This is a genomic window from Geodermatophilus sp. SYSU D00525 (assembly GCF_054050475.1).
Window position 1 is genome coordinate 255,396 of the sequence record NZ_JBJGZK010000002.1, and the last position, 22,066, is coordinate 277,461.

At 76.3% G+C, this 22,066-nt stretch carries 23 protein-coding genes; 14 read left to right on the plus strand and 9 right to left on the minus strand.

The window, feature by feature from the left end:
• The first annotated feature begins 231 nt into the window (after positions 1-231).
• From ACI796_RS03195 to ACI796_RS03205, 3 genes are all read left to right on the plus strand, one after another.
• A complete protein-coding gene (locus ACI796_RS03195; protein WP_456939812.1) occupies positions 232-1,338 on the plus strand; it encodes a sugar ABC transporter substrate-binding protein in 1,107 nt (368 codons plus the stop codon).
• A gap of 83 nt (positions 1,339-1,421) precedes the next feature.
• On the plus strand, positions 1,422-2,228 hold the full coding sequence (locus ACI796_RS03200) for an ATP-binding cassette domain-containing protein (RefSeq protein WP_456939813.1): 807 nt from the start codon (positions 1,422-1,424) through the stop codon (positions 2,226-2,228).
• 3 nt (positions 2,229-2,231) lie between these two features.
• Entirely contained in the window at positions 2,232-3,518 is a 1,287-nt protein-coding gene (locus ACI796_RS03205) for a sugar ABC transporter permease (protein WP_456939814.1), read from the plus strand.
• Between the two features lie 68 nt (positions 3,519-3,586).
• Here the strand turns inward: ACI796_RS03205 and ACI796_RS03210 are convergent, their stop codons facing one another.
• Complete coding sequence (locus tag ACI796_RS03210) at positions 3,587-4,774, minus strand: ribonuclease D (protein WP_456939815.1); 1,188 nt, start codon at positions 4,772-4,774, stop codon at positions 3,587-3,589.
• A 225-nt stretch (positions 4,775-4,999) separates the two neighbouring features.
• Positions 5,000-5,629, minus strand: a complete 630-nt coding sequence (locus tag ACI796_RS03215; protein ID WP_456939816.1) for a DUF3000 domain-containing protein — start codon at positions 5,627-5,629, stop codon at positions 5,000-5,002.
• 76 nt (positions 5,630-5,705) lie between these two features.
• On the opposite strand from ACI796_RS03215, the gene hemE reads away from it, so the two are divergent.
• From hemE to hemQ, 3 genes are read left to right on the plus strand one after another with little or no spacing between them, the layout of a single operon-like run.
• Positions 5,706-6,761 (plus strand): uroporphyrinogen decarboxylase, encoded by a 1,056-nt coding sequence (gene hemE / locus ACI796_RS03220; protein ID WP_456939817.1) that lies wholly within the window; start codon positions 5,706-5,708, stop codon positions 6,759-6,761.
• Positions 6,761-8,152, plus strand: a complete 1,392-nt coding sequence (gene hemG, locus ACI796_RS03225) for a protoporphyrinogen oxidase (protein WP_456939818.1) — start codon at positions 6,761-6,763, stop codon at positions 8,150-8,152. Before hemE ends, hemG begins: the two co-directional genes overlap by 1 nt.
• Before the next feature lie 45 nt (positions 8,153-8,197).
• Entirely contained in the window at positions 8,198-8,914 is a 717-nt protein-coding gene (gene hemQ / locus ACI796_RS03230) for a hydrogen peroxide-dependent heme synthase (RefSeq protein WP_456939819.1), read from the plus strand.
• A 67-nt stretch (positions 8,915-8,981) separates the two neighbouring features.
• On the opposite strand, the gene msrB is transcribed toward hemQ, so the two are convergent.
• The 3 genes from msrB to ACI796_RS03245 all read right to left on the minus strand — a co-directional run bounded on the left by msrB (position 8,982) and on the right by ACI796_RS03245 (position 12,226).
• Positions 8,982-9,374: a peptide-methionine (R)-S-oxide reductase MsrB gene (msrB, locus tag ACI796_RS03235; protein ID WP_456939820.1), complete on the minus strand. Its 393-nt coding sequence runs from the start codon at positions 9,372-9,374 to the stop codon at positions 8,982-8,984.
• A 67-nt stretch (positions 9,375-9,441) separates the two neighbouring features.
• Complete coding sequence (locus tag ACI796_RS03240; protein ID WP_456939821.1) at positions 9,442-10,098, minus strand: response regulator; 657 nt, start codon at positions 10,096-10,098, stop codon at positions 9,442-9,444.
• On the minus strand, positions 10,082-12,226 hold the full coding sequence (locus ACI796_RS03245; RefSeq protein ID WP_456939822.1) for a sensor histidine kinase: 2,145 nt from the start codon (positions 12,224-12,226) through the stop codon (positions 10,082-10,084). The genes ACI796_RS03240 and ACI796_RS03245 overlap by 17 nt, the downstream gene beginning before the upstream one ends.
• Positions 12,227-12,659: 433 nt before the next feature.
• Here ACI796_RS03245 and ACI796_RS03250 point away from each other — a divergent pair, with 433 nt between their 5' ends.
• Both ACI796_RS03250 and ACI796_RS03255 read left to right on the plus strand, forming a co-directional pair.
• A complete protein-coding gene (locus ACI796_RS03250) occupies positions 12,660-13,103 on the plus strand; it encodes a hypothetical protein (RefSeq protein ID WP_456939823.1) in 444 nt (147 codons plus the stop codon).
• Between the two features lie 74 nt (positions 13,104-13,177).
• A complete protein-coding gene (locus ACI796_RS03255; RefSeq protein WP_456939824.1) occupies positions 13,178-13,642 on the plus strand; it encodes a hypothetical protein in 465 nt (154 codons plus the stop codon).
• A gap of 69 nt (positions 13,643-13,711) precedes the next feature.
• Here ACI796_RS03255 and ACI796_RS03260 read toward each other — a convergent pair whose 3' ends face one another.
• Positions 13,712-13,915: a cold-shock protein gene (locus ACI796_RS03260; protein ID WP_387990932.1), complete on the minus strand. Its 204-nt coding sequence runs from the start codon at positions 13,913-13,915 to the stop codon at positions 13,712-13,714.
• A gap of 244 nt (positions 13,916-14,159) precedes the next feature.
• Here ACI796_RS03260 and ACI796_RS03265 point away from each other — a divergent pair, with 244 nt between their 5' ends.
• Positions 14,160-14,369, plus strand: a complete 210-nt coding sequence (locus tag ACI796_RS03265) for a hypothetical protein (RefSeq protein ID WP_456939825.1) — start codon at positions 14,160-14,162, stop codon at positions 14,367-14,369.
• A gap of 80 nt (positions 14,370-14,449) precedes the next feature.
• Here ACI796_RS03265 and ACI796_RS03270 read toward each other — a convergent pair whose 3' ends face one another.
• Positions 14,450-16,207 carry a GmrSD restriction endonuclease domain-containing protein gene (locus ACI796_RS03270; RefSeq protein WP_456939826.1) on the minus strand — a complete coding sequence of 586 codons (1,758 nt, stop codon included), beginning with the start codon at positions 16,205-16,207 and terminating at the stop codon, positions 14,450-14,452.
• A gap of 241 nt (positions 16,208-16,448) precedes the next feature.
• Here ACI796_RS03270 and ACI796_RS03275 point away from each other — a divergent pair, with 241 nt between their 5' ends.
• Entirely contained in the window at positions 16,449-17,060 is a 612-nt protein-coding gene (locus ACI796_RS03275; RefSeq protein ID WP_456939827.1) for a hypothetical protein, read from the plus strand.
• A gap of 141 nt (positions 17,061-17,201) precedes the next feature.
• Positions 17,202-17,723, plus strand: coding sequence for a hypothetical protein (locus ACI796_RS03280; protein ID WP_456939828.1), 522 nt, complete (start codon positions 17,202-17,204; stop codon positions 17,721-17,723).
• 25 nt (positions 17,724-17,748) lie between these two features.
• Here ACI796_RS03280 and ACI796_RS03285 read toward each other — a convergent pair whose 3' ends face one another.
• A complete protein-coding gene (locus tag ACI796_RS03285) occupies positions 17,749-18,216 on the minus strand; it encodes a universal stress protein (RefSeq protein ID WP_456939829.1) in 468 nt (155 codons plus the stop codon).
• Here ACI796_RS03285 and ACI796_RS03290 point away from each other — a divergent pair.
• Positions 18,112-18,549, plus strand: coding sequence for a hypothetical protein (locus ACI796_RS03290; protein ID WP_456939830.1), 438 nt, complete (start codon positions 18,112-18,114; stop codon positions 18,547-18,549). The two genes, ACI796_RS03285 and ACI796_RS03290, sit on opposite strands and share 105 nt — an antisense overlap.
• On the opposite strand, the gene ACI796_RS03295 is transcribed toward ACI796_RS03290, so the two are convergent.
• Positions 18,546-19,556, minus strand: coding sequence for a glycerate kinase (locus ACI796_RS03295; protein WP_456939831.1), 1,011 nt, complete (start codon positions 19,554-19,556; stop codon positions 18,546-18,548). The genes ACI796_RS03290 and ACI796_RS03295 overlap by 4 nt on opposite strands.
• 39 nt (positions 19,557-19,595) lie before the next feature.
• Between ACI796_RS03295 and ACI796_RS03300 the strand changes: the two genes are divergently transcribed.
• Entirely contained in the window at positions 19,596-19,880 is a 285-nt protein-coding gene (locus ACI796_RS03300) for a DUF6807 family protein (RefSeq protein ID WP_456939832.1), read from the plus strand.
• Between the two features lie 204 nt (positions 19,881-20,084).
• Entirely contained in the window at positions 20,085-22,058 is a 1,974-nt protein-coding gene (locus tag ACI796_RS03305; protein ID WP_456939833.1) for a BCCT family transporter, read from the plus strand.
• Positions 22,059-22,066: the final 8 nt, after the last annotated feature.

Genomic DNA, 22,066 nt, shown 5'->3' on the forward strand with positions numbered 1-22,066 from the left:
CAGCAGGGGGAGCCGGCCCGGGCACGGGGACGGCGCAGGTGAAGTTACCGGTCGGTAACCGCTGCTGCGACGGCGACCCGCTCCCCGGAGGGCACCGGGGTGCGGGAGGCTCACCCGCACGGAGGTCACGGTCCGGCAACGCCACCGACCCGGGCTTGCCACCCGTGTGACCCGGGGCGCATATTGGCCGCCGCACTTCTGCAGATTCCCGACGGAACGGTGGACCCATCCATGGCGCGACGGCGCACCACGATGACGGCCCTGGCGGCCGCCCTGGTCTTCAGCCTCGCTGCGTGTGGCAGCGACAGCGGTGACAGCGGCGACAGCGGCGGCGGCGGCGGCGGTGGCGGCGAGGCCGCCGGCAAGGTCGGCGTGATCCTCCCCGACACCGAGTCCTCGGTGCGGTGGGAGAACTTCGACCGCCCCTACCTCGAGGCGGCCTTCGAGGAGGCCGGCGTCGAGTACGACATCCAGAACGCCGAGGGCGACGCCCAGCGGCAGGCGACCATCGCCGAGCAGATGATCACCGAGGGCGCCACCGTCCTCGCGATCGTCAACCTCGACTCGGCCTCCGGTGCGCAGATCCAGGAGCAGGCGGCCGCCGAGGGCGTCCAGACGATCGACTACGACCGGCTCACCCTCGGTGGCTCGGCGGAGTACTACGTCTCCTTCGACAACACCGAGGTCGGGCGTCTGCAGGGCCAGGGCCTGCAGCAGTGCCTCGAGGCCAACGGCGTCGCGCAGGGCAACATCGCGTTCCTCAACGGCTCGCCGGACGACAACAACGCGACGCTGTTCTCGGCGGGCGCCCACGAGGTGCTCGACCCGCTGACGCAGTACACGCAGGTGGCCGAGCAGGCCGTGCCCGACTGGGACAACCAGGAGGCCGCGACGATCTTCGAGCAGATGTACACCCAGGCCGGCGGCAACATCCAGGGCGTGGTCGCTGCCAACGACGGTCTCGCCAACTCGGTGATCCAGATCCTCGGCCGCAACAACGCCGCGGGCGCGTCCAACGTCACCGGCCAGGACGCCTCCGTCGAGGGTCTCCAGAACATCCTCGCCGGCGACCAGTGCATGACCGTCTACAAGTCGGTCCGCGAGGAGGCCAACGCGCTGGCCGAGCTGGCCGTCTCGCTGCTCAACGGCGAGGAGGGCGAGACCACCGGCACCGTCGAGGACACCGAGGGCGGCCGCGAGGTCCCGTCGGTCCTGCTGACCCCGGTCTCGATCTTCCGCGACAACGTCAAGGACGTCGTGGACGACGAGTTCGTCAGCGCCGAGGAGCTGTGCACCGGCGACTTCGCCGCCGCGTGCCAGGAGCTCGGCATCTCGTAGTGGTCACCGGCCGCCGGGGCGCCCATGATGGGACGCCCCGGCGGCTGCTGCCTCAGCCCCACCAGCGCGACGAGAGGCCCGGTGTGTCCGCTCCCACCGACCGTCCCCAGGACGGCACCCCCACCCTGGAACTCCGCGGCGTCAACAAGAGCTTCGGTGCCATCCAGGTCCTGCACGACGTGCACATGAAGGTCTACCCCGGACAGGTCACCGCGCTCGTCGGCGACAACGGGGCGGGCAAGAGCACGCTCATCAAGTCCATCGCCGGCATCCACGCCATCGACTCCGGCGAGTTCCTCTTCGAGGGCCGGCCGGTCACGGTCAGCGGGCCGCGCGAGGCCGCCGCCCTCGGCATCGAGGTCGTCTACCAGGACCTCGCCCTGGCCGACAACCTCGACGTCGTCCAGAACATGTTCCTCGGGCGCGAGCGCAAGAGCGGCATGCTCCTCGACGAGACGTCCATGGAGGTCGCCGCCCGGGAGACCCTCAGCAAGCTCTCCGTCCGGACCCTCAAGTCCGTGCGCCAACTGGTCTCCAGCCTCTCCGGCGGTCAGCGCCAGACGGTCGCCATCGCCAAGGCCGTGCTCTGGGAGTCCAAGCTCGTCATCCTCGACGAGCCGACCGCCGCCCTCGGCGTCGCGCAGACCCGGCAGGTGCTCGATCTGGTCCGGCGGCTGGCCGACACCGGCCACGCCGTGGTCTTCATCAGCCACAACATGGTCGACGTCTTCGAGGTGGCCGACCGCGTCGCCGCCCTGTACCTGGGCCGGATGGCGGCCGACGTGCCGATCTCGCAGGTCGACCGCCCCCAGGTGATCGAGCTCATCACGGCGGGCCGGTCGGGCAACCTGGGCATCGCACCCGCCGACGCCGCGGCCGTGGAGGTCTGACCCGTGTCCAGCACCATCTCCAAGCCGACCAGCTCGCAGGAGCCGGGCGGGGCCCCGTCGGGCTTCGAGGCCGACCGCGGCGCGGACACCCTCGGCGCGACCGTCCGGGCCTACCTCGACCGCGTCCGCGGCGGTGACCTCGGGGCGCTGCCGGCCGTCCTCGGCATCGTCGTCCTCGGGCTGCTGTTCTTCGCGCTGCGGCCGGAGACGTTCCTGACCCCGCGGAACATGGCCAACCTGGCCGACCAGGCCGCGCCGATCATCATCCTGGCGATGGGCCTGGTCTTCGTCCTGCTGCTGGGTGAGATCGACCTGTCCGCCGGTGTGGTCAGCGGCGTCTGCGCCGCGGTCATGGCCAAGCTGCTCGCCGACGCCGGGTCGCCGTGGTGGGTCGCGGTCCTGGCGGCGATCGCCACCGGCGTGGTCATCGGCCTGTTCACCGGCAGCCTCGTCGGGCTGGTCGGCATCCCGTCGTTCGTCGTCACCCTCGCGCTGTTCCTGGGCTGGCAGGGCTTCACCCTGCGGCTCATCGGCGAGGGCGGCACGGTGCCGGTGCGCGACCCGGTGATCTCGGCGATCAGCGACAAGAACGTGCCGGTCGTGCTCGGCTGGGTCCTCGCCCTGCTGACCATCGCCGTGTACGCCGCGCTGCAGCTCAACCGGTTCCGCGTCCAGCGGGCCAGGAACCTGGCGCACGCCCCGCTGGCGGTGGTGCTCGTCCGGATCGGCGTGATCGCCGCGGTCGTCGTCCTGGTGACGGCGGTGCTGAGCGTCGACCGCGCCCCGGCTCCCGGTGTGGTGCTGGCCGGCATCCCGTACGCCATCCCGCTCGTGGTCATCCTGCTGCTGGTCCTGACCTTCGTGCTCGGCCGGACGGGCTTCGGCCGGCACGTCTACGCGGTTGGCGGCAACGCGGAGGCGTCCCGGCGCGCCGGCATCAACGTCACGAAGATCCGCGTGAGCGTCTTCGTGATCGGCTCCACGCTGGCCGCGATCAGCGGCATCGTCGCGGCCGCCCGCCTCGGCTCCGTGGCGCCGGGCTCCGGCGGCGGCAACACGCTGCTCTACGCCGTCGGCGCCGCGGTCATCGGTGGCACCAGCCTCTTCGGTGGCCGGGGGCGGGTGCGCGACGCCGTCCTCGGTGGCCTGGTCGTGGCGATCATCGCCAACGGCCTGGGCCTGCTGGGCACCGAGGCCTACCTGAACTTCATCATCACCGGTGGAGTCCTCCTGCTGGCCGCCAGCGTCGACGCGCTGGCCCGCCGGCGGGCCGCGGCCACGGGGCACTAGCCCCGCGAACGCACGCGGAGGGGCGGTCCCGGCTCACGCCGGGGCCGCCCCTCCGTCGTCACAGGGGTTCAGGCGCGGGAGAGCGCGTCGGTGAGCAGGTCGCGGGTGAGCCCGACCTGCCACTCGCGGGCGCCGCCGGCGCGCAGGGCCGCGGCCACCGTCGCGGCGTCGCGCGGCTCGGGCGGGGTCCACATGAGCCGGCGCACCAGGTCGGGGGAGAGGAGGTTCTCCACCGGCACGCTGAGCTCCTCCGACAGGGCGGCGAGGGCCTTGCGCGCGGTCTGCAGCCGGGTGGCCGCGGCGGGGTCGCGGTCGGCCCAGCGGTTGACCGGGGGCGGCCCGTCACCGGGACGGCTGTGCGGCGGGAGCTCGGCCTCGGGCAGCGCCCGGCCGCGGGCCAGCGCCCCGAACCAGGTGCCCACCAGCCGGCGGTTGGCCCGGCCGCGGAAGACCGGCAGCTCCAGCAGCGCGGCCTCGCTCCCCGGATCGGCCTGGACGGCGGCGACCATCGCGGCGTCGGGCAGCACCCGGCCGGGGGCGACGTCGCGCCGGCGGGCCAGGTCGTCGCGGGCCTCCCACAGCGAGCGGAGCATGCCGAGCTGACGGCGGTTGCGCAGTCCGTGCACGCCGGAGGTGCGCCGCCACGGGTCCTGCCGCGGCGCCGGCGGCCCGGCGGCGAGGACGGCGGCGAACTCCTGCCGCGCCCACTCGGTCTTGCCCTGCTCCTCGAGCAGCGCGGCGAGCGCGTCGCGGAGGTCGACGAGCACCTCGACGTCGAGCGCGGCGTAGACCAGCCACTCCTCGGGCAGCGGGCGGGTGCTCCAGTCGGCGGCCGAGTGGCCCTTGACCAGCGAGTACCCGAGCAGCGACTCGACGACGGCGGCCAGCCCCACCCGCGGCAGCCCGGCGAGGCGGGCGGCCAGCTCGGTGTCGAACACCCGGCTCGGGACCATGCCGATCTCGGCCAGGCACGGCAGGTCCTGGTTCGCGGCGTGCAGCACCCACTCGGCGTCGGCGATCGCGTCCTGGATCGCGGACAGGTCCCCGAGCGGGACGGGGTCGACCAGCCCGGTGCCGGCGCCGGCGCGGCGCAGCTGCACCAGGTAGGCGCGCTGCCCGTAGCGGTAGCCGGAGGCCCGCTCGGCGTCGACGGCGACCGGGCCGGTGCCCGCGTGCAGGGCGTCGGCGTAACGGGCGAGCGCGTCGGGGGTGTCGATGACCGGCGGGAGCCCGTCGCGCGGGGCCAGCAGGGGCACCGGGGCGGGCGCCTCCGGAGCGGACTCCGGGGCGGTCTCCAGGCCGTCGAGGGGGAGGGGCTCGGTGCTCAGTTGCCGTCCACCTACCCGCCGTCCCGTCCGTGCGCGCCACCGGTCCCGCCGGCTCCCGGGCGTGCAGGCCGAGCGGCGCGGACCCGGGGGAGTGCGTCCCGTCGGTTCCGATGGTAGAGACCGCGGGAGACCCGCCGGTCAGGGGGCGGGCGGTCAGGGCGTCCCGGGGACCGGACCGGACGGACCGAGCAGGGCGACGCCCGGCGGCGGGAGCCCGGCCGCGTTGGCGAGCACCTGCAGCCAGGCGTCGAGGTGGCGGCCCAGCGCGGTGTCCTCGGCGGTCCACGAGGCGCGGAGCTCGACGTCGACCGTGTGCTCGGGACCGGCGAGGTCACCGAAGCGGGTCGAGGCGGTGCGGGTGACCGTGCCGCCGAGCGCGTGCGAGGCCGCGCCGGACTCCTGGAGGGCGTCGGTCAGCCAGCTCCAGGCGACCTCGGAGAACATCGCGTCGTCGACCATGTGCTCGTCGGTGCTCGCCGACAGGTACCCGACGCAGCGCGTGGTGCCGTCCCAGGCCTCGTGGCCCTCGGGGTCGTACAGCACGATGAACCGGGCGACGGCGACCTCGACCTCGTCGTCGCCCTCGCCCTCGACGACCCGCGCGGCCAGCGCGTGCGCGTACGGCGCGAGGCGCTGCGGCGGCGGGATCGTCTCGAGGACGACCTCGGGGCGCACCCGCACCGCCGCCAGGGACTCCAGCCCCGCGACGAAGGCGGCCGGCCGGTCGTCGCCGGAGCCCGCACGCGCACCGGCCCCGTCCCCGGGCAGGCTGTGTGGCTCCACGCTCGCAGGGTAGGGGCCACGGGCCCGGTCTGTCTCGGACGCGCCGCCGCTGCGGGGTCTGGGAGGATCGGGCGTCGTGAGCACCGCAGCCGCCGTCCCGCCGTCCCCCGCCGACTCGGACCTCGTGCGGGCCGCCCGCGGCCTCCCCGTCGGCCGGACGCCGGTGTGGTTCATGCGGCAGGCCGGCCGGTCGCTGCCGGAGTACCGGGCGCTGCGCGCCGGGACCGCGATGCTCGAGGCCTGCCAGGACCCCGACCTGGTCACCGAGATCACCCTGCAGCCGGTCCGCCGGCACGGCGTGGACGCCGCGATCCTCTTCTCCGACATCGTGCTGCCGCTGGTGGTGGCCGGGGTGGACGTCGAGATCAAGCCCGGCGTCGGGCCGGTGGTGGCCAGCCCGGTGCGCACCGTCGCCGACGTCGACGCGCTGCCCGACCTCGAGCCCGACCGGCTGGAGTTCCTCGCGACGGCGGTGCGCCGGCTGGTCGCCGAGCTCGGTCCGACGCCGCTGATCGGCTTCGCCGGGGCGCCGTTCACGCTGGCGACCTACCTGATCGAGGGCGGCCCGTCGAAGGAGCACGCCCGCACCAAGGCCTTCATGTACGCCGAGCCGGAGGCGTGGACCCGGCTGCTGGACCGGCTGGCGGTCTCGGCGGCCACGTTCCTGCGGGTGCAGGTCGACAACGGCGCGTCCGCGGTGCAGCTGTTCGACTCCTGGGCCGGCGTGCTGTCCGCCGCCGACTACGGCACCCGGGTCCTGCCGCACTCGCGCGCGGTCTTCGACGGGCTCGGCGACCGGGACGTGCCGCGCGTCCACTTCGGCGTCGGCACCGGCGAGCTCCTCGCGCTCATCGGCGACGCCGGGGCCGACGTGGTCGGCGTCGACTGGCGGGTGCCGCTGGACGAGGCCGCCCGCCGGGTCGGGCCGCAGCGCTCCCTGCAGGGCAACCTCGACCCGGCCGTGCTGCTGGCCGACCGGGAGACCGTCGACCGCGAGGTCCGCCGCGTCGTCGAGCAGGGCCGCGCCGCCCGCGGGCACGTGTTCAACCTCGGCCACGGCGTGCTGCCCGAGACCGACCCCGGCGTGCTCACCCACGTCGTCGAGCTGGTGCACGAGCTCACGGCGCGGTGATGTCGTCCCGCCCCGGCACCCCGGCAGGACGCGTCGTCGTCGTCGGGGCCGGCATCGCCGGGCTCACCGCGGCGTTCGAGTGGCGCCGGCGGCGGCCCGGCGACGAGGTCGTCGTCGTGGAGGCCGGCGGGCGGATCGGCGGCAAGCTCGACCGGGTCGAGCTCGCCGGCGTCTGGTACGACACCGGGCCCGAGGCGGTGCTGGCGCGCGTCCCGGAGGCGGTCGAGCTGGTCGGGGACCTGGGCCTGGCCGACCGGCTGGTCGCGCCGCGCACCACGCAGGCGTCGATCGTGCTCCCCGACGGCCGCCACCCGCTGCCGGCGGGCACCGTGCAGGGCGTGCCCACGTCGGCCGACGGGCTGGCCGGCGTGCTCACCCCCGACGGCGTCGCCCGGGTGCGCGCGGAGGCCGAGCTGCCGCCGCTGCGCCTGGAGGGCGACGTCTCCGTCGGCGGGCTGCTGCGCGCGCGGCTGGGCGACGAGGTGGTCGACCGGCTGGTCGAGCCGCTGCTCGGCGGCGTCTACGCCGGCCGCCCCGACGACCTCTCGCTGGCCGCGACCATGCCGGCGCTGGCCGCGCAGCTCGCCCGCGCCGACTCGGTCCTGGCCGCGGCCGTCGCCGCCCGGGACGCCGGCGCCCGCAGCCGCGGCGACGCCGACGGGCCGGTCTTCGTCACCGTCGCCGACGGGATCGGCGCGCTGCCCGCCGCACTGGTGGCGGCGTCGGGCGCGCAGGTGCGGCTGCGGACGCCGGCGCACGCGATCCGCCGCGCGGGCGGGCGGCTGGAGGTGGCGGTCGGGCCCACCGCCGCGCCCGAGGTGCTGGCGGCCGACGTCGTGATCGTCACCGCGCCGGCCGGGAAGTCCGCGCGGCTGCTGGCCGGGGTGGCGCCGGACGCCGTCGAGCCGCTGCGCGGCATCCCGTACGCCTCGATGGCCGTGGTCGCCATGGCGTTCCCCGCCCAGCCGGTCGACGCCGGGTCGGGGCTGCTCGTCCCGCCGGTGACCGGGCGGCTGGTCAAGGGCGTGACGGTGTCGTCGTCGAAGTGGCCGCACCTGTCCGGCGACGGGCTGCTGCGGGTGCGCGCGTCGGTGGGCCGCTACGGCGACGAGGTGCAGCTGCAGCGCGACGACGACGACCTGACCGCCGCCGTGGTCGCCGACGTGGCCGACCTGCTCGGCCTCGAGCGCCGGGAGCCGGTGGAGGCGCGGCTGGTGCGCTGGGGGGGCGGGCTGCCGCAGTACCTGGTCGGCCACCCGCAGCGGGTGGTGGCGGTGCGCGACGCCGTCGCCGCGGTGCCGGGGCTGGCGGTCGCGGGCGCGGCCTACGACGGCGTCGGCGTGCCGGCCTGCATCCGCGGCGCGCGCCGGGCCGTCGAGGCACTGGTGTGAGTGCCGTCGCGGCCGGCTCCTGACCGGCCGCGCGACAATGGGGGCATGAGCGAGCAGACGGAGACCAAGAGCGTCGGCAAGCGGGCCAACGAGCTCAACGCCCTCATCCGCTACACGATGTGGTCGGTGTTCCGGCTCGCCCGGCCGCTGGCCGACGACCGGCGCACCGCCGCCGCCGACGAGGTCACCGGGCTGTTCGAGGAGCTGGCGGGCAAGGGCGTCGTCGTCCGCGGCACCTACGACCTCGCGGGCCTGCGCGCCGACGCCGACCTCATGGTCTGGTGGCACGCCGAGACCCCGGAGGCGCTGCAGGAGGCCTACACCCGGCTCCGCCGCACCGAGCTCGGCCGCTCGCTGGAGCCGGTGTGGTCCCAGATGGCGCTGCACCGCCCGGCGGAGTTCAACCGCAGCCACATCCCGGCGTTCCTGGCCGACGAGGAGCCGCGGCGCTACGTCTGCGTCTACCCGTTCGTGCGGTCCTACGAGTGGTACCTGCTGCCCGACGAGGAGCGGCGGGACATGCTCAAGGAGCACGGCATGCAGGCCCGGCCCTACCCGGACGTGCGGGCCAACACCGTCGCCTCGTTCGGCCTGGGCGACTACGAGTGGATGCTCGCCTTCGAGGCCGACGAGCTGCACCGCATCGTCGACCTCATGCGCGACCTGCGCGCCAGCCGCGCCCGCCGGCACGTGCGCGAGGAGGTGCCGTTCTACACCGGCATGCGCAAGCCGGTCGCCGAGCTGGTCCGCGACCTGGCCTGACGCCGACACACGCCTGAGGGCGGTCACCCGGGCCCGAGTGTCCGCCCTCAGGCGTGTGTCGGGGGGCTCAGCCCTCGGCGGGGACCAGCCGGATGGAGACGGAGTTGATGCAGTACCGGTCGCCGGTCGGCGTCTGCGGGGCGTCGTCGAACACGTGGCCCAGGTGGCTGTGGCAGGTGCCGCAGAGGACCTCCGTGCGGACCATCCCGTGGGTGCGGTCCTCGCGGAGCACCACGTCGTCCGCCGACGACGGCTCGTAGAACGACGGCCAGCCGCAGTGCGAGTCGAACTTGGTCTGCGAGCGGAACAGCTCGGCGCCGCAGGCCCGGCAGGTGTAGACGCCGACGGTCTCCGTGTCGACGTACTCCCCGGTCCACGGCCGCTCGGTGCCGGCCTGGCGCAGCACCGCGTACTCCTGCGGGGACAGCTGGGCGCGCCACTGCTCGTCGGTCCTGGTCACCTTCGGCTGCGAAGCGGACGTCGTCATGCCCAGGGGAACGACCCGGGCCGCGGGCCGATTCCCCGCCTCACCGGCCCAGGCCCGCCTCCCGCGCCCGCACGATCGCCTGCGCGCGGTCGGTGACCTGCAGCTTGGTCAGCACGTTGGAGACGACGTTGCGCACCGTCTTCGGCGACAGGTACAGCACCGCGGCGATCTGCGCGTTCGACCGCCCGGCGGCCACCAGCTCCAGCACCTCGCGCTCCCGGGCGGTCAGCTGCGGGAACGCCGTCTCCGGCCCGGCGGGTCCGGCGGTGAAGAACTCGGCGATCCGCCGGGCCAGCGCCGCGCCGAACACCGCCCCGCCCGAGGCGACGGTGGTGATCGCGCGGACCACCTCCTCCTGGTCGGCGCCCTTGAGCAGGTAGCCGCGGGCGCCGGCGCGGACGGCGGCGAACACCGTCCCGTCGTCCTCGCTCATGGTCAGCACCACCACGCCCACCGACGGCGCCTCGGCCGTGATCCGCCGGGTGGCCTCGATGCCGTCGAGCACCGGCATCTGCACGTCCATCACGACGACGTCGGGCAGCTGCTCGCGCACCACCTCGACCGCCGCCGCGCCGTCGGCCGCGGTGCCGACCACCTCCAGGCCCGGCACCGAGCCCAGCAGCAGGGCCAGCCCGTCCCGGTAGACCGGGTGGTCGTCGGCGACGACGACCCGCAGCGGCTCATCGGGCTCGGTCACCGGTCGCTCCTCCCTCCACGGGCAGCACCGCCCGCACCTCGGTCCCGCCGTCGGGCGGGCAGCTCACCGTGCAGCGGCCACCGAGCTCGGCGGCCCGCTCCCGGAGCGACACCAGCCCGACGCCGGCGGCGCGGTCCAGCGCGATCCCGACGCCGTCGTCGGCCACCGCGACGACGAGGTCGCCGTCCGCGCGGGCCAGCGTGACCCGCACGCGGGAGGCGGCGGCGTGCCGCGCCGCGTTGGCCAGCGCCTCCGACGCGATCCGGTAGGCGGCCACCTCGACGGCGGCGGGCAGGTCGGCCAGGCCGCCGGCGTCCACGGTCACCGTGACCGGCGGGGGGAGCAGCCGCTCGGCCTGCTGGCGCACCGCCCCGGCCAGGCCGAGGTCGTCGAGCGCGGGCGGGCGCAGGTCGTGCACGAGCCGGCGGACGTCGGCCAGCGCGGCGGAGACGTCGTCGCGGGCCTGGCGCAGCAGCCGGTCGGCGTCCCCGGGGCGCGCGGCGGCGAGGTTGCGGGCGGTGTCGATGCGCAGCACCACGGCGCCGAGCGAGGGACCCAGCCCGTCGTGCAGGTCCCGGCGCAGCCGGCGGCGCTCCTCCTCGCGGGCGGCGACCAGCTGCTCGCGGCCGGCCTGCAGCTGCGCAGCCAGCGAGCCCGCGCGGGCGGCCGCGGCGGCCTGCCGGACGACGTCGGCGAGCAGCCGCTCGTCGCGGGTGACCAGCCGCGCGCGGACGCCGTCCCGGGGCAGCAGCAGCCGGCCGACCTGCTCGCCGCGGTAGGCGATCGGCAGCGACTGCACCGCGGCCGGGCGGGTGCCGTGCTCGGCGACCAGCCGGCCGCCGTCGGGGGAGTCCACCTCGACGCCGACGTAGGGGGTGCGGAACGCCTCGGCGATGCCGGCGGCGACCGTCATGAGCTGTTCCTCGGCACCGTCGGAGCGCTCCAGCCGCTCGGCCAGCCCGGACACGACGCGGTAGGGGTCCTCGCGCTCGCCGAGCACCCAGCGGCGGACCAGCCGCCACAGCGGCGCGCGCAGCGGCACGTAGACGCCGGCGACGAGCAGCAGGGTGAGCAGCGTGGCGTCGCGCTGGCCGAGGGCGTCGCCGAGCAGGGCGCCGGCGGCGGCGAGCACCAGCAGGTCGAGCAGCACCACGCCGACGGCGAGGCCGCCGTGGACGAGCGTGCCGCCGAGCAGCCGGTCGACGTCGACCGCGCGGGGCCGCAGGATGCCGACGGCGACCGCCGCGCCGGTGAGCGTGACCGAGACGGACAGGGCGAGAGACGCCTCGTCCCCGGGCACGAAGACCGTCGTCGCCACGACCAGCAGGTCGACCACGGCCGCCCACAGCAGCCAGCGCATCCGCCGCCGGTCCTCCCCGCCGGCCCGCCGGTACCGGGCGACGACCGCCACGACGGCGATCGCCACGCCCACCAGCGCCGCGGGGAAGGCCAGCCGCAGCAACGGGAGGGCGACCGATCCGGGCAGCGGCAGGCTCGTCGGGTCCAGGTCGAGCGAGCGGTACACGTCCGGGGTCCGGGTGCCGGCCCGCTCGTCGGCGATCTCCGACGGCATCACGAGCAGCAGCATCGGGAGGAGGGCGGTCGCCGCCAGGCTGAGCGCGGCGGCCGGCCGCCACCGGCCCGAGGGCCAGCGCCCGTCGGGATAGAGCAGCAGCAGGAGGGGCAGCCCGAGCAGCAGCCAGGCACCGAACCGGTTGAGGAACCAGAACGACAGCGTGGCGCCCGGCAGTGCGGGGTCCGCACGGACGGCGAGGGTCAGCCACGACGACGCCAGGCCGTCGGCGGCCCACAGCAGTCCGGTCCCGCCGAGCACCCACGACACGGCGTTGCGCGGGGCGCGGCGCAGCAGCAGGGCGGCGGGGACCGCGAGCCCGACGCCGGGCAGGCCGTCGATCCAGCCCGGCGTCGTCCCGGCGGCCGCGCGGGCGGCGGCCGGGGTGAGGACGTCGAGCACGGCGGCCCCCAGGGCGGAGACCACGGTGACGGCGACCAGCGACCACCCGGCCACCCGCAGCGCGGAGGGAGCGCCCGGGGCGGGCTCGGGGAGGGGAGCCGGGGGAGCCGGCGCCCCCGCCGGGGGCCCGGTCACCGGGGCCTGCGCGTGCACGCGGGGGATCCTCCACCGCCGGTGTCCCGCCGGTCACGAGGCAGGTGTCCCGTGTCGCCCGGGACGGCGACGGGGACGCGATGGAGGGCGGCGCCCTGGTGGCCCGGGACGGCGCCCCGAGACGGTTCTCCCAGGCGGTGCACAGGGCACCGCGACACCCGACCCGGGAGACGAGATGTCCCTCAGCACCACCCCCGCCCCCGCCCGCACCGACGCCCCGGCGCCGCGGCCGCCCCCCCCCCCCCCCCCCCCCCCCCCCCCCCCCCCCCCCGCCCCCCCCCCCCCGGCCGCCCCGGCAGCCCGCCCGGTCGCGTCCGTCCGCTCGGTCCGCCGGGCCGGGATCGCCGTCGCCACCGGCTCGGCCGCATGGGCGGCCGGCATCCTGGCCTTCGGCATCGACCCCACCGTCGGCTGGCAGGCCCTCGCCTACGAGATGACCGCGCTGCTCTTCCAGCTGGGGCTCGTCGCCCTGGTCACCGTCCAGCTGCGGACCGGCGCCATCGGCACCGGCCGCCTGGCCCGCGCGGCCCTCCACCTCGAGCACGTGCTGCTGAGCCTGGCGATCCTCTCCACGCTGAGCGCGGCGTTCCTGCCCGGGCACGCCGAGGAGGCCTGGTACCTGACCCTGGACGCCTTCTGGCCGCTGTCGATGGTCGGCATGTTCCTGATCGGCATCCGCATCGCGATCGCGGGCCGCTGGAGCGGGGCCGCGCGCTGGTGGCCGCTGGGCGCCGAGAGCTGGGCGCCGGTCAACATCCCCGTCGCGCAGATCGCTCCGTCCGTCGTCGCGTACACCGCCGCCGGTCACCTGCTGGTCGGGTACGTCGCGCTGGGGATCGTCCTGGCCACCCGCCCGGAGCTGACCGGCGCGCGCTGAACCCCGACCGCCGAGCCCCGCCACTCCGGAACCCGGGTGGCGGGGCGCCGTCGCGTGCGGCGGAGACTTCCCGGGTGACCTCGCTCGACCGGCCCCTGCCCGACACCTGGTTCCGCCGCGACCTGCCCGTGCTGCGGGCCGTCGCCCGGCTGGTCGACGAGCCCAGGCACGGCGGCGCGCCGTACCTGCTCGGCTCGGTCGTCCCGGGCAGCGGGCTGCCGAAGGCCGACGTCGTCGCGGCGGCCAAGGCGCTGGCGGCCGCCGGCTACATCGAGCCGCTGACCAACCACGCCGGCGACATCGTCCGGATCACCGGGATCTCCGCCGAGGCGCGGCGGCTGGCGGGGCTGTGGCCGACGCCGCAGGGGGAGTGGGAGCGGCTGCTCGAGCAGGCGGCGCTGCGGGCGCAGAACGCGCCGACCGACGTCGAGCGGGACCGCTGGCGGGCCTTCGCCGACGCGGCGCAGGCGGTGGGCCCGGACGCCGGGGCGCTGTTCATGCAGGCGCTCGTCGGCGGCTACGTGCCCCGGGCCCGCTGACCCGGTCCCGGACGCGACAGCGCCCCCGCCCGGCGGACCGGACGGGGGCGCTGGCGGAGGCTCAGGCGATCAGAGCGGGGTGACGTTCGCCGCCTGCGGGCCCTTCTGACCCTGCTCGACGTCGAACGAGATGCGCTGCCCCTCGTCGAGCGTGCGGTAACCGCTGGTCTGGATGGCCGAGTAGTGGACGAAGACGTCCGGTCCGCCACCGTCAGGGGTGGCGAAGCCGAACCCCTTCTCCGCGTTGAACCACTTGACAGTTCCTTCGGGCATTGCGCTCGCTCCTAGCTGCGATGGTGCATCGGGGTCCTGCCAGTGCGCAGGGCCTTCCCGACGCGACGAACCCTAGCCGCACGGAGCGTCCTTGGGAGCCCCGGCCCCCGCGTGGCGGGTCGCGGACCTGCCGGGACCGGTCTTGCGGGAATCGTGCGGTTCCGCGGAGGGAGGGCTGCGGCGGGCCGGTCAGGGTCGGGAGGTGCCGGGACGGAGCCCGGCCCGCCGACCCGAGGAGCCCGTCATGGAGACCGCCGCGCGTCCCGCCGAGCCGCTGGTGCTCGTCGAGCTCGCCGACCTCGACACGGCCGACCTCGACGCCCTGCTGGACGGGGAGCTGCCGGAGCGCCCGGTCGAGCTGGCCGAGCTGCTCGCCGACGTCCTGCGCTCCACCGGCGCCGCCGCGGCCCTGGCGCACCGCCTGGGCGCGCACGCCGCGCTGCTCGCCGACTGAGCGGCCGAGCGGCCCACCGTCACGCCGGACCGACCCCCGCCACGGGGGAGGGGGTCGGTCCGGCGATCACGACCGGGTGGTCAGGACTCGCAGCCGACGCCGTCGTCGTCGCGGTCGAACCTCGGGTCCCATCCGGGGTCGCCGGGGTGGATCGGTGCCGCGCCGGCGGCCTTGACCTCCGTGCAGTTCGCGTAGCTGGTCCCCACGGGCGCCGGTGCAGGGGCCGGAGCGGGGGCCGGTGCCGGCGCGGGAGCCGGAGCGGGTGCGGGGACCGGGACGGGCGCGGGGCGCGGCGCCGTCGTCGGCACCGGGGCCGGCGTGGTCGGCCGGGGGGGCGTGGGCGCCGCGGTGGTCGGCGCCGCCGTCTGCGGCACGGCGGCGACCACGCCGCCGGGCAGCGGCTCGGCCGGGCAGGTGCTCAGGACCGTGGCGACCGCGTTGCGCTCGGCCTGCGTCATCCACAGCCCGTAGCTGACCTTCACCGCCACCTGCCGGGCCACGTAGGCGCAGCGGTAGGAGCGGTCCGGCGGCAACCAGGTCGCGGCGTCGCCGTCGCCCTTCTGCATGTTCAGCGGCCCGTCGACGGCGAGCAGGTTGAGCGGGTCGTTGGCGAACCGCGTGCGGCGGGCGGCGTCCCACTGCTGGGCGCCCTTCTGCCACGCGTCCGAGAGCGCGACGACGTGGTCGATCTGGACGTCGTCGCTGGTGGACTGCCCGCGCTGGAAGGCGATGGTCCGGCCGGAGTAGGGGTCGTCGAGGGTCCCGGTCATGACGACGCAGTCCCGGGTGCCGGGCTTGAGCGTCTCGCCGGTCAGGTCCCGGGCGAGGACGTCGTTGCGGGTGTCGCAGCCGTTGCGGTCGGTGTCCACCCAGCCGTTGCCGAACAGGTCGCGGTCGTAGCCGGTGCGCGGCGCCCGGCCCTGCACCGGGACGGCGGCGAGGGCGGCCAGCGCGGTGGTGGGGGCGGCGGTCCCGACGGCGGCGTCGGTGGCGTCGTCGGAGAGCAGCCCGGTGGCGGAGTCGACCGCGGGGACGGCGGTCTCCGCGGTCTCGGCCTCCGCCAGCGCGTCCTCGGCGGCCTCGGTGGCGGCCTCCGTGGCGGCGCTCTCCTCTGCTGGGGAGGTGGTGGGCGCGGCCGGCGAGGTGCTCGCCGGGGCCGAGGCGGCGGTCGGCGCGGCGCGCGGCGCCGCCGCCCCGCCGACGACGACGGCCGCGAGGCCCGCCGCGACCACGGCGCCGCCGACCCGGCGGGAGGCGATGAACGCCCACCGCGCCCGGCCGGCGACGACCGCGCCGAGGCCGACGAGCAGTGCCACCAGGCCCAGCGCGAGCAGCCCGCCGGGCACGCCCGAGGTGGCGATCCCGGCGACGACGAGCAGCACGGCGACCGCGGCGACGACGCCGAGCACCGCCCGCTGCCGGGTGTTCCCGGCGGGGACCGGCCCGGGGAGCGGCACCGGCGGGAGGACCGGCGCGGGCGCGGGTGTGCGGTCCGCCTCGTCGGAGAAGGCCACCAGCACCTCGAACGGGTCGCTGCCGGCGAAGGGGAACCGGACGTCCGCCCGGGTCGCGTCGGCCCCGGGCAGCGCCGCGGCGAAGGCCCGCTCCGCAGGGGAGGGCGAGGTGAGCTGCCGGCCGTCCACCAGGAGGGTGACGCTGCGCCCCGACGGCGCCCGCCGCACCAGGCGCAGCGTGGGCTCGTCCCCCCACGGCTCGGGCGCGAGGTCGTAGCCGAGGGCGGCGGCCTTGGACACGACCGCGCGCATCGGCGTCCCCGGGGACCGGCCGGTGTGGTGCCGCAGGACGGCCTGGACGGCAGGGTCGGACAACGACGCCATGTGCTCTCCCCGTGTGTGCGCTGGTGCACCGGCCCGTCATCCTGCGACGGGCGGACCTGCGCGTACAGGAACCCCGGCGTCCGTGGGACGCGTGGGGCCGGAGCGACGGGCCGTGACCTCCGCGCGCCGTCCCCTCCCGCGCCCCGCCCCCGGGCGCGAACCCGTCGACCGCGCCGCCGCCCGGTCGTAGCGTTCGAGGTCCCACGGGGGCCGGAGAGACGCCGTCGGCGGGAGGTCAGCCATGTTCGTCCAGGTCATCCAGGGCAGGACGACGGACACGGACGCCGTGTACACGGCCATCGAGGAGTGGGTGACGCAGCTGTCGCCCGGCGCGGACGGGTGGCTCGGCAGCACCACCGGGGTCACCGACGACGGGTGGCTGGTGGCCGTGGCCCGGTTCGAGTCGGCCGAGGCCGCCCGCCGCAACTCCGACCGCCCCGAGCAGGGCCGGTGGTGGGACGGGGTCCGGCGGCTGTTCGACGGCGAGCCGACCTTCCTCGACAGCGAGGACGTCGTCGTCGACGTGTTCGGCGACCCGGACCGCGCCGGCTTCGTCCAGGTGATCCAGGGGCAGACCACCGACGTCCAGCGCGCGAAGGAGCTCGTGCGCCAGGTGCCGCGGGAGCGCCTGGCGGAGTTCCGCCCCGAGATCCTGGCCACCGTGATGGTCACCCAGGAGGACGGGCGCTGGGTCCAGGTCGCCTACTTCACCTCGGAGGACGAGGCCCGCGAGGGCGAGCGCAGGGAGCCGCCGGCGGAGTGGCGTGAGGTCATGGAGGAACTGGTGCGGCTGGCCAAGGAACCGCCCGAGTACCTCGACCTCCGCGGGCCCCTGCTGCACTCGCCGGGCTGAGCCACCGGGCGGCCGCCGGCAGGGACCTTGGTGTCTTCCCGGAGGGACGCGGGCCTCCTAGCGTCGGGGTGCTCCGGCCCGAGCCCCCGGTCAGAGGCGGCCGGCGTCCCTCTGTTCTCGGACGTCACCGAGGTGGACGCCATGCGTACTCCGAAGAAGCGCACCACGCTCGCCCTCGCCGGCTCCGCCGCCCTCGTCGTGGGGGTGGCCGTGTGGCCGGCGGTCGCGACGGCCGACCCGGACGGGCAGGTCCTCGAGGGCAGCTTCGAGACCGACCGCCTGGAGGAGGCGTTCCTCGACCACGACGCGAACGGCGTGCCGTCGCTCGGGGACGAGCTCGTCTACACCAACGCCAGCACCGGTGGCCTGGGGGAGGCCGTCGACCGGGGGCACTGCGTGTTCCACCAGGTGGACCTCGCCACGGACAGCACGACGCTGCACTGCACCACGACCACCACGGGCCCGCGGGGCTCGCTCACCGTCCAGGGGGTGAGCCGCACCGGGGTCACGGCGCCGGTCCTGCGGGAGCCGAGCAGCTGGGCCGTGACCGGCGGCACCGGCGAGTTCGCCTCCGCGTCGGGCGAGGTCCACATCGAGGGGTTCGAGGGCACCGGTCTCGACTTCCGCACCCACGGCACGTTCCGGGTCGTCCTCGGCGGCTAGGCGGGAGCCGCCGCGCGGCCCGCGGTCAGGAGGAACGCGGCTCGACCGCGAGCACCGGGCGGGTCGCGTCCAGCAGGATCCGCTGGGCGGCGCTGCCCATCAGCAGCGTGCCCACCGGGGAGCGGCGGCGCAGGCCGATGACGCTCACCGAGGCGTCGACCTCGTCGGCCACCCGCAGGACCTCGTCCGGCAGGTCGCCGGTGTGCGGGGCCTGGCGGAGCTCGAGGTCGGTCCCGGCGTCGGCGGCCCGCCCGGTCAGCAGCGCGAGGGCGCGCTCCGCCGCGCCCAGGGCACGCGTGCAGTGGTGGATCCGGCCCGGCCCCGGCCCCGGCCGCGCCTGCGCGGCGGCGAAGCCGCCGCCCTCACGGGCCCGGCGGACCTGCGGACGGTGTCCGACCGGCTCGCCGGATCCCTCGACGCCTGGGCCGCGCTCGGGCGCGACCGGGACGCGGTCGCCGTCGCGGAGAGCGACTCCTCCCGCGGCGGCGGGCACTCGGCCACGCTGGACCTGCTCGGCCGGCACCCGCACCTGACCGCCGTCCTCGCGCTCGACGACCTGATGGCCGTGGGGGCTGCACGCGCTGCAGAACGGCCTCGGGCGGCGCGTCCCCGAGGACGTCTCGGTCGGGGGCTTCGACGACCTGTGGATGGCCGCGGACCTGCACCCGCCCTGACCACCGTGCGGCTCCCGCTGGAGCAGATGGGCGCCCGCGCCATGGACCTGGTGCTGACCGCCGCGGGCGACGCCCCCCGCCGGGTGCACGTCGGTGCCGAGCTGATCCTCCGGGCCAGCACCGGCCCGGCGCGGTCGGGCCGGGGGCGCTAGCGGGCGGGCCCGCGCGCCCGGAGGCCCAGGTGGTCGCGCGCCGCGGCGCGCAGGCAGGACGGCGTCTCGCCCAGGGCCCGGTCCTCCCCGAAGGTGGCGACGAGGTCGACCACCCGGCCGTCGGGCGGCGTGACGAGCGCCCGCCCCACCACGGCGGCCCAGGGCACCCCGGCCGCCCGGGCCAGCGCGGCGACGCCGCCGACGACCTTGCCCTCGAAGGACTGCTCGTCGAGCATCCCCTCGCCGGTGACGACCAGGTCGGCCGCCGCCACGGAGGCGCGCAGCCCGACGACGTCGGCGACCAGGTCGAACCCGGGGACCAGGGAGGCGCCCAGGGCCGCCAGTCCGCCGGCCAGTCCGCCCGCGGCCCCGGAGCCCGGGAGGTCGCGCACGTCGACCCCGAACCGGTCCCGGTACTCCTGCGCCAGGTCGCGCAGCCGGCCGGTCAGCCGCCGCACCAGCTCCGGCGTCGCGCCCTTCTGCGGGCCGAACAGCCGCGGCGCGTCGAGGAACGTCGTCGCGACGTCGCAGGCGACCTGCACCGTCCAGCCGCGGCTGCCGTCGAGCGGCGCCAGCTCCCGGAGCGCCTCCACGGCCCCGAGCCCGCCGTCGGTGCAGGCCGACCCGCCGACGCCCACCACGACCCGCCGCGCGCCGGCGCGCACCGCCTCGGCCACCAGCTCACCGGTGCCGCGGCTGGTGGCGGCCCAGGGGTCGTTGCCCTCCCGGCCGCCCGCCAGGAGCAGCCCGGAGGCGCGGGCCGTCTCCACGACGGCGTCCGCGCCGTCCAGCCGCCACGCGGCCTCCACCGGGGTGCCGAGCGGCCCGGTGACCGTGCTCGTGCGGGTGCCGCCGCCGAGGGCCTCCAGCACGCCCTCGCCGCCGTCCGCGAGCGGGACGACGACGGCCCGGTGCCCGGCCTCCGCGACCCCCGCGGCCAGCGCCCCGGCCGCCTCGACGGCGGTGGCCGTGCCGCGGAACTTGTCGGGGGCGATCACGATGCGCACGCGGGTCTCCTCGGGGAACGGTGCGGCTGCCCGCCCCCGGTGGGGACGGGCAACCGCGGGGCGGGTCGGGACGTCGGGGTCAGGCTGCGCCGGTCCGCACGTGGTCGAGCTCCTGGGGTTCGATCCGGCGCCGACGCGGCGACCCGGGCCGACCCGTGGTTCGTGCGGGTGCGGGAGTACCCCGGCGTCGGCTGGCAGCTGGCCGGGCGCGAGGCGCTCGTGCTCCCCGCCGGGGCTGCGGTCACCCGCGGGTCCCGGGCCCTCGTGGCCGACGGCGCGCTCGATGACGACGCGATCGCAGGGTGGGCGACGGACGCGTCCTGAGGCGGGACCACGGCTGACGGGCGCCGGCGCGACGGGTCTCCCGACCCCGTTCAGCGACTCCCACGGGCGGCCGAGTGGCGCGGAGCGGTCACGGTGCGAGGCTGTGGTGTGCGTCACGTTCGACCCTTGTTCCTCGGGCAGACCTCTGGTTCCCTCTTCCGAAGTGGGTCTCGAATGACGCAACAGTGATTGGGGGACGTCATGGTGGAACCACGCGAACCCGTCCCGCCCTCCCGCCGGCCGGACCGGCCCGAGGCGGTCGAGGCCGGCCCGACGCCGGTCGGCGGCACGGCAGCCCGGGAGGACCACCGCGCCGTGCACGCCGCGGACGTCACCGTGGCCGGGATCCACCCGGCGATCGCGGAGCCGCCTCCCTGCGTCGCCGACCGGCACTGGGCCGTCGACAGGGTCCTGTTCGCCATCGCCGCGGTGATGGCGCTGGGCTTCGTCGCCTGGGGCTTCGCGACCCCCACGGGTCTCGGCACCGCCAGCGGCTCGGTCCTCGGCTGGGTCACCGGCAACCTCGGCTGGCTGTTCGTGCTGCTGGCCTCGGCCTTCGTCGTGTACGTGATCTGGCTGGCGGCCAGCAAGTACGGGCGGATCCCGCTCGGGCGCGACGAGGAGCGACCGCAGTTCCGCACCGTCTCGTGGATCGCGATGATGTTCAGCGCGGGCATGGGCATCGGGCTGATGTTCTTCGGGGTCGCGGAGCCGCTCTCGCACTACGTCGCCCCGCCGCCGCTCACCACCGAGCCCGAGACGTCCGAGGCGATCCAGACGGCGATGGCGACCACGCTGTTCCACTGGACGCTGCACCCGTGGGCGATGTACGCCGTCGTCGGCCTGGCGATCGCGTACGGCACCTTCCGGCGGGGTCGCCGCCAGTTGATCAGCTCCTCCTTCGTCCCGCTGCTCGGTGAGCGGCGGGCCAGCGGCCCGGCCGGCCGGGTCATCGACGTGCTGGCCATCTTCGCGACGTTGTTCGGGTCGGCGGCCTCCCTCGGCCTCGGCGCCCTGCAGATCGGCAGCGGGGTCGAGATCCTCGGCTGGGCCGGGGACGTCGGCAACGGCGTCCTGGTCGCGATCATCGCGATCCTGACCGCCGCCTTCGTCGCCTCGGCCGTCTCCGGCATCGAGCGCGGGATCCAGTGGCTGTCCAACACCAACATGGTCCTGGCCCTGCTGCTCGCGGTGTTCGTCTTCGTCGTCGGCCCGACGATCTTCATCCTCAACCTGCTCCCCGACGCGGTCGGCAGCTACTTCTCCGACCTCGGCGCGATGGCCGCGCGCACCGAGGCCACCGGCGGCGACCCGATGGCCACCTGGCTGCGCGGCTGGACGGTCTTCTACTGGGCCTGGTGGATCAGCTGGACGCCGTTCGTCGGGCTGTTCATCGCGCGCATCAGCCGCGGCCGGACGATCCGGCAGTTCGTGACGGGCGTGCTCCTCGTGCCCAGCCTGGTCAGCCTGCTGTGGTTCGCCGTGTTCGGCGGGGCCGGGATCGCGGCCCAGCGCAGCGGCGTCGACGTGGCCGGCCAGGGCACCACGGAGGGCCAGCTGTTCGCCGTCCTGGAGCAGTACCCGCTGGCCACCGTGTCGACCGTGCTGGTGATGGTCCTCGTGGCGATCTTCTTCGTGTCCGGTGCGGACGCGGCCTCGATCGTCATGGGGTCGCTCTCGCAGCGCGGCACCCTGGAACCGAGCCGCTGGGTGGTCGTCTTCTGGGGCGTGGTGATGGGCTCTGTCGCCGCGATCATGCTGCTCCTGGGGGAGGACGGAGCCGCGCTGACGGGGCTGCAGAACCTCACGATCATCGCGGCCCTGCCGTTCGCGCTGGTGATGGCGGCGATGGCGGTGAGCCTGGTCAAGGACCTCCGGCGCGACCCCATCGTGCTGCGCGGCAACTACGCCACGCTGGCGATCGAGCAGGCCGTGATGGACGGCATCAAGCGCCACGGCGACGACTTCGTCCTCGTGGTGGAGCCGGCGCCGGGCGTTGCGGGCGCCCCCGGGGTGCCGGCGCCGTCGTCCCCGGCCGACGCCGAGCCGGAGGGCCGGCGGCCGGTCACCGCGACGGGCAACTTCGTGGTGCCGCCCGGGAGCACGGCCGTCCCCCCGCAGGGGCAGGACCAGGCCGAGGCGGAGGCCATCGGCCGCCCGCTCGATCCGCGCGACTGACCTCCCGG

What these genes read in the sequence shown, in the direction of transcription:
- ACI796_RS03270 (WP_456939826.1), bottom strand. Translation starts at nt 16,207, where the DNA reads ATGGCGTCGTTGTCCGACCCTGCCGTCCAGGCCGTCCTGCGGCACCAC.
- ACI796_RS03275 (WP_456939827.1), top strand. Translation starts at nt 16,449, where the DNA reads ATGTTCGTCCAGGTCATCCAGGGCAGGACGACGGACACGGACGCCGTG.
- ACI796_RS03265 (WP_456939825.1), top strand. Translation starts at nt 14,160, where the DNA reads ATGGAGACCGCCGCGCGTCCCGCCGAGCCGCTGGTGCTCGTCGAGCTC.
- ACI796_RS03195 (WP_456939812.1), top strand. Translation starts at nt 232, where the DNA reads ATGGCGCGACGGCGCACCACGATGACGGCCCTGGCGGCCGCCCTGGTC.
- ACI796_RS03250 (WP_456939823.1), top strand. Translation starts at nt 12,660, where the DNA reads ATGACCGCGCTGCTCTTCCAGCTGGGGCTCGTCGCCCTGGTCACCGTC.
- ACI796_RS03280 (WP_456939828.1), top strand. Translation starts at nt 17,202, where the DNA reads ATGCGTACTCCGAAGAAGCGCACCACGCTCGCCCTCGCCGGCTCCGCC.
- hemG (WP_456939818.1), top strand. Translation starts at nt 6,761, where the DNA reads ATGTCGTCCCGCCCCGGCACCCCGGCAGGACGCGTCGTCGTCGTCGGG.
- ACI796_RS03260 (WP_387990932.1), bottom strand. Translation starts at nt 13,915, where the DNA reads ATGCCCGAAGGAACTGTCAAGTGGTTCAACGCGGAGAAGGGGTTCGGC.
- hemQ (WP_456939819.1), top strand. Translation starts at nt 8,198, where the DNA reads ATGAGCGAGCAGACGGAGACCAAGAGCGTCGGCAAGCGGGCCAACGAG.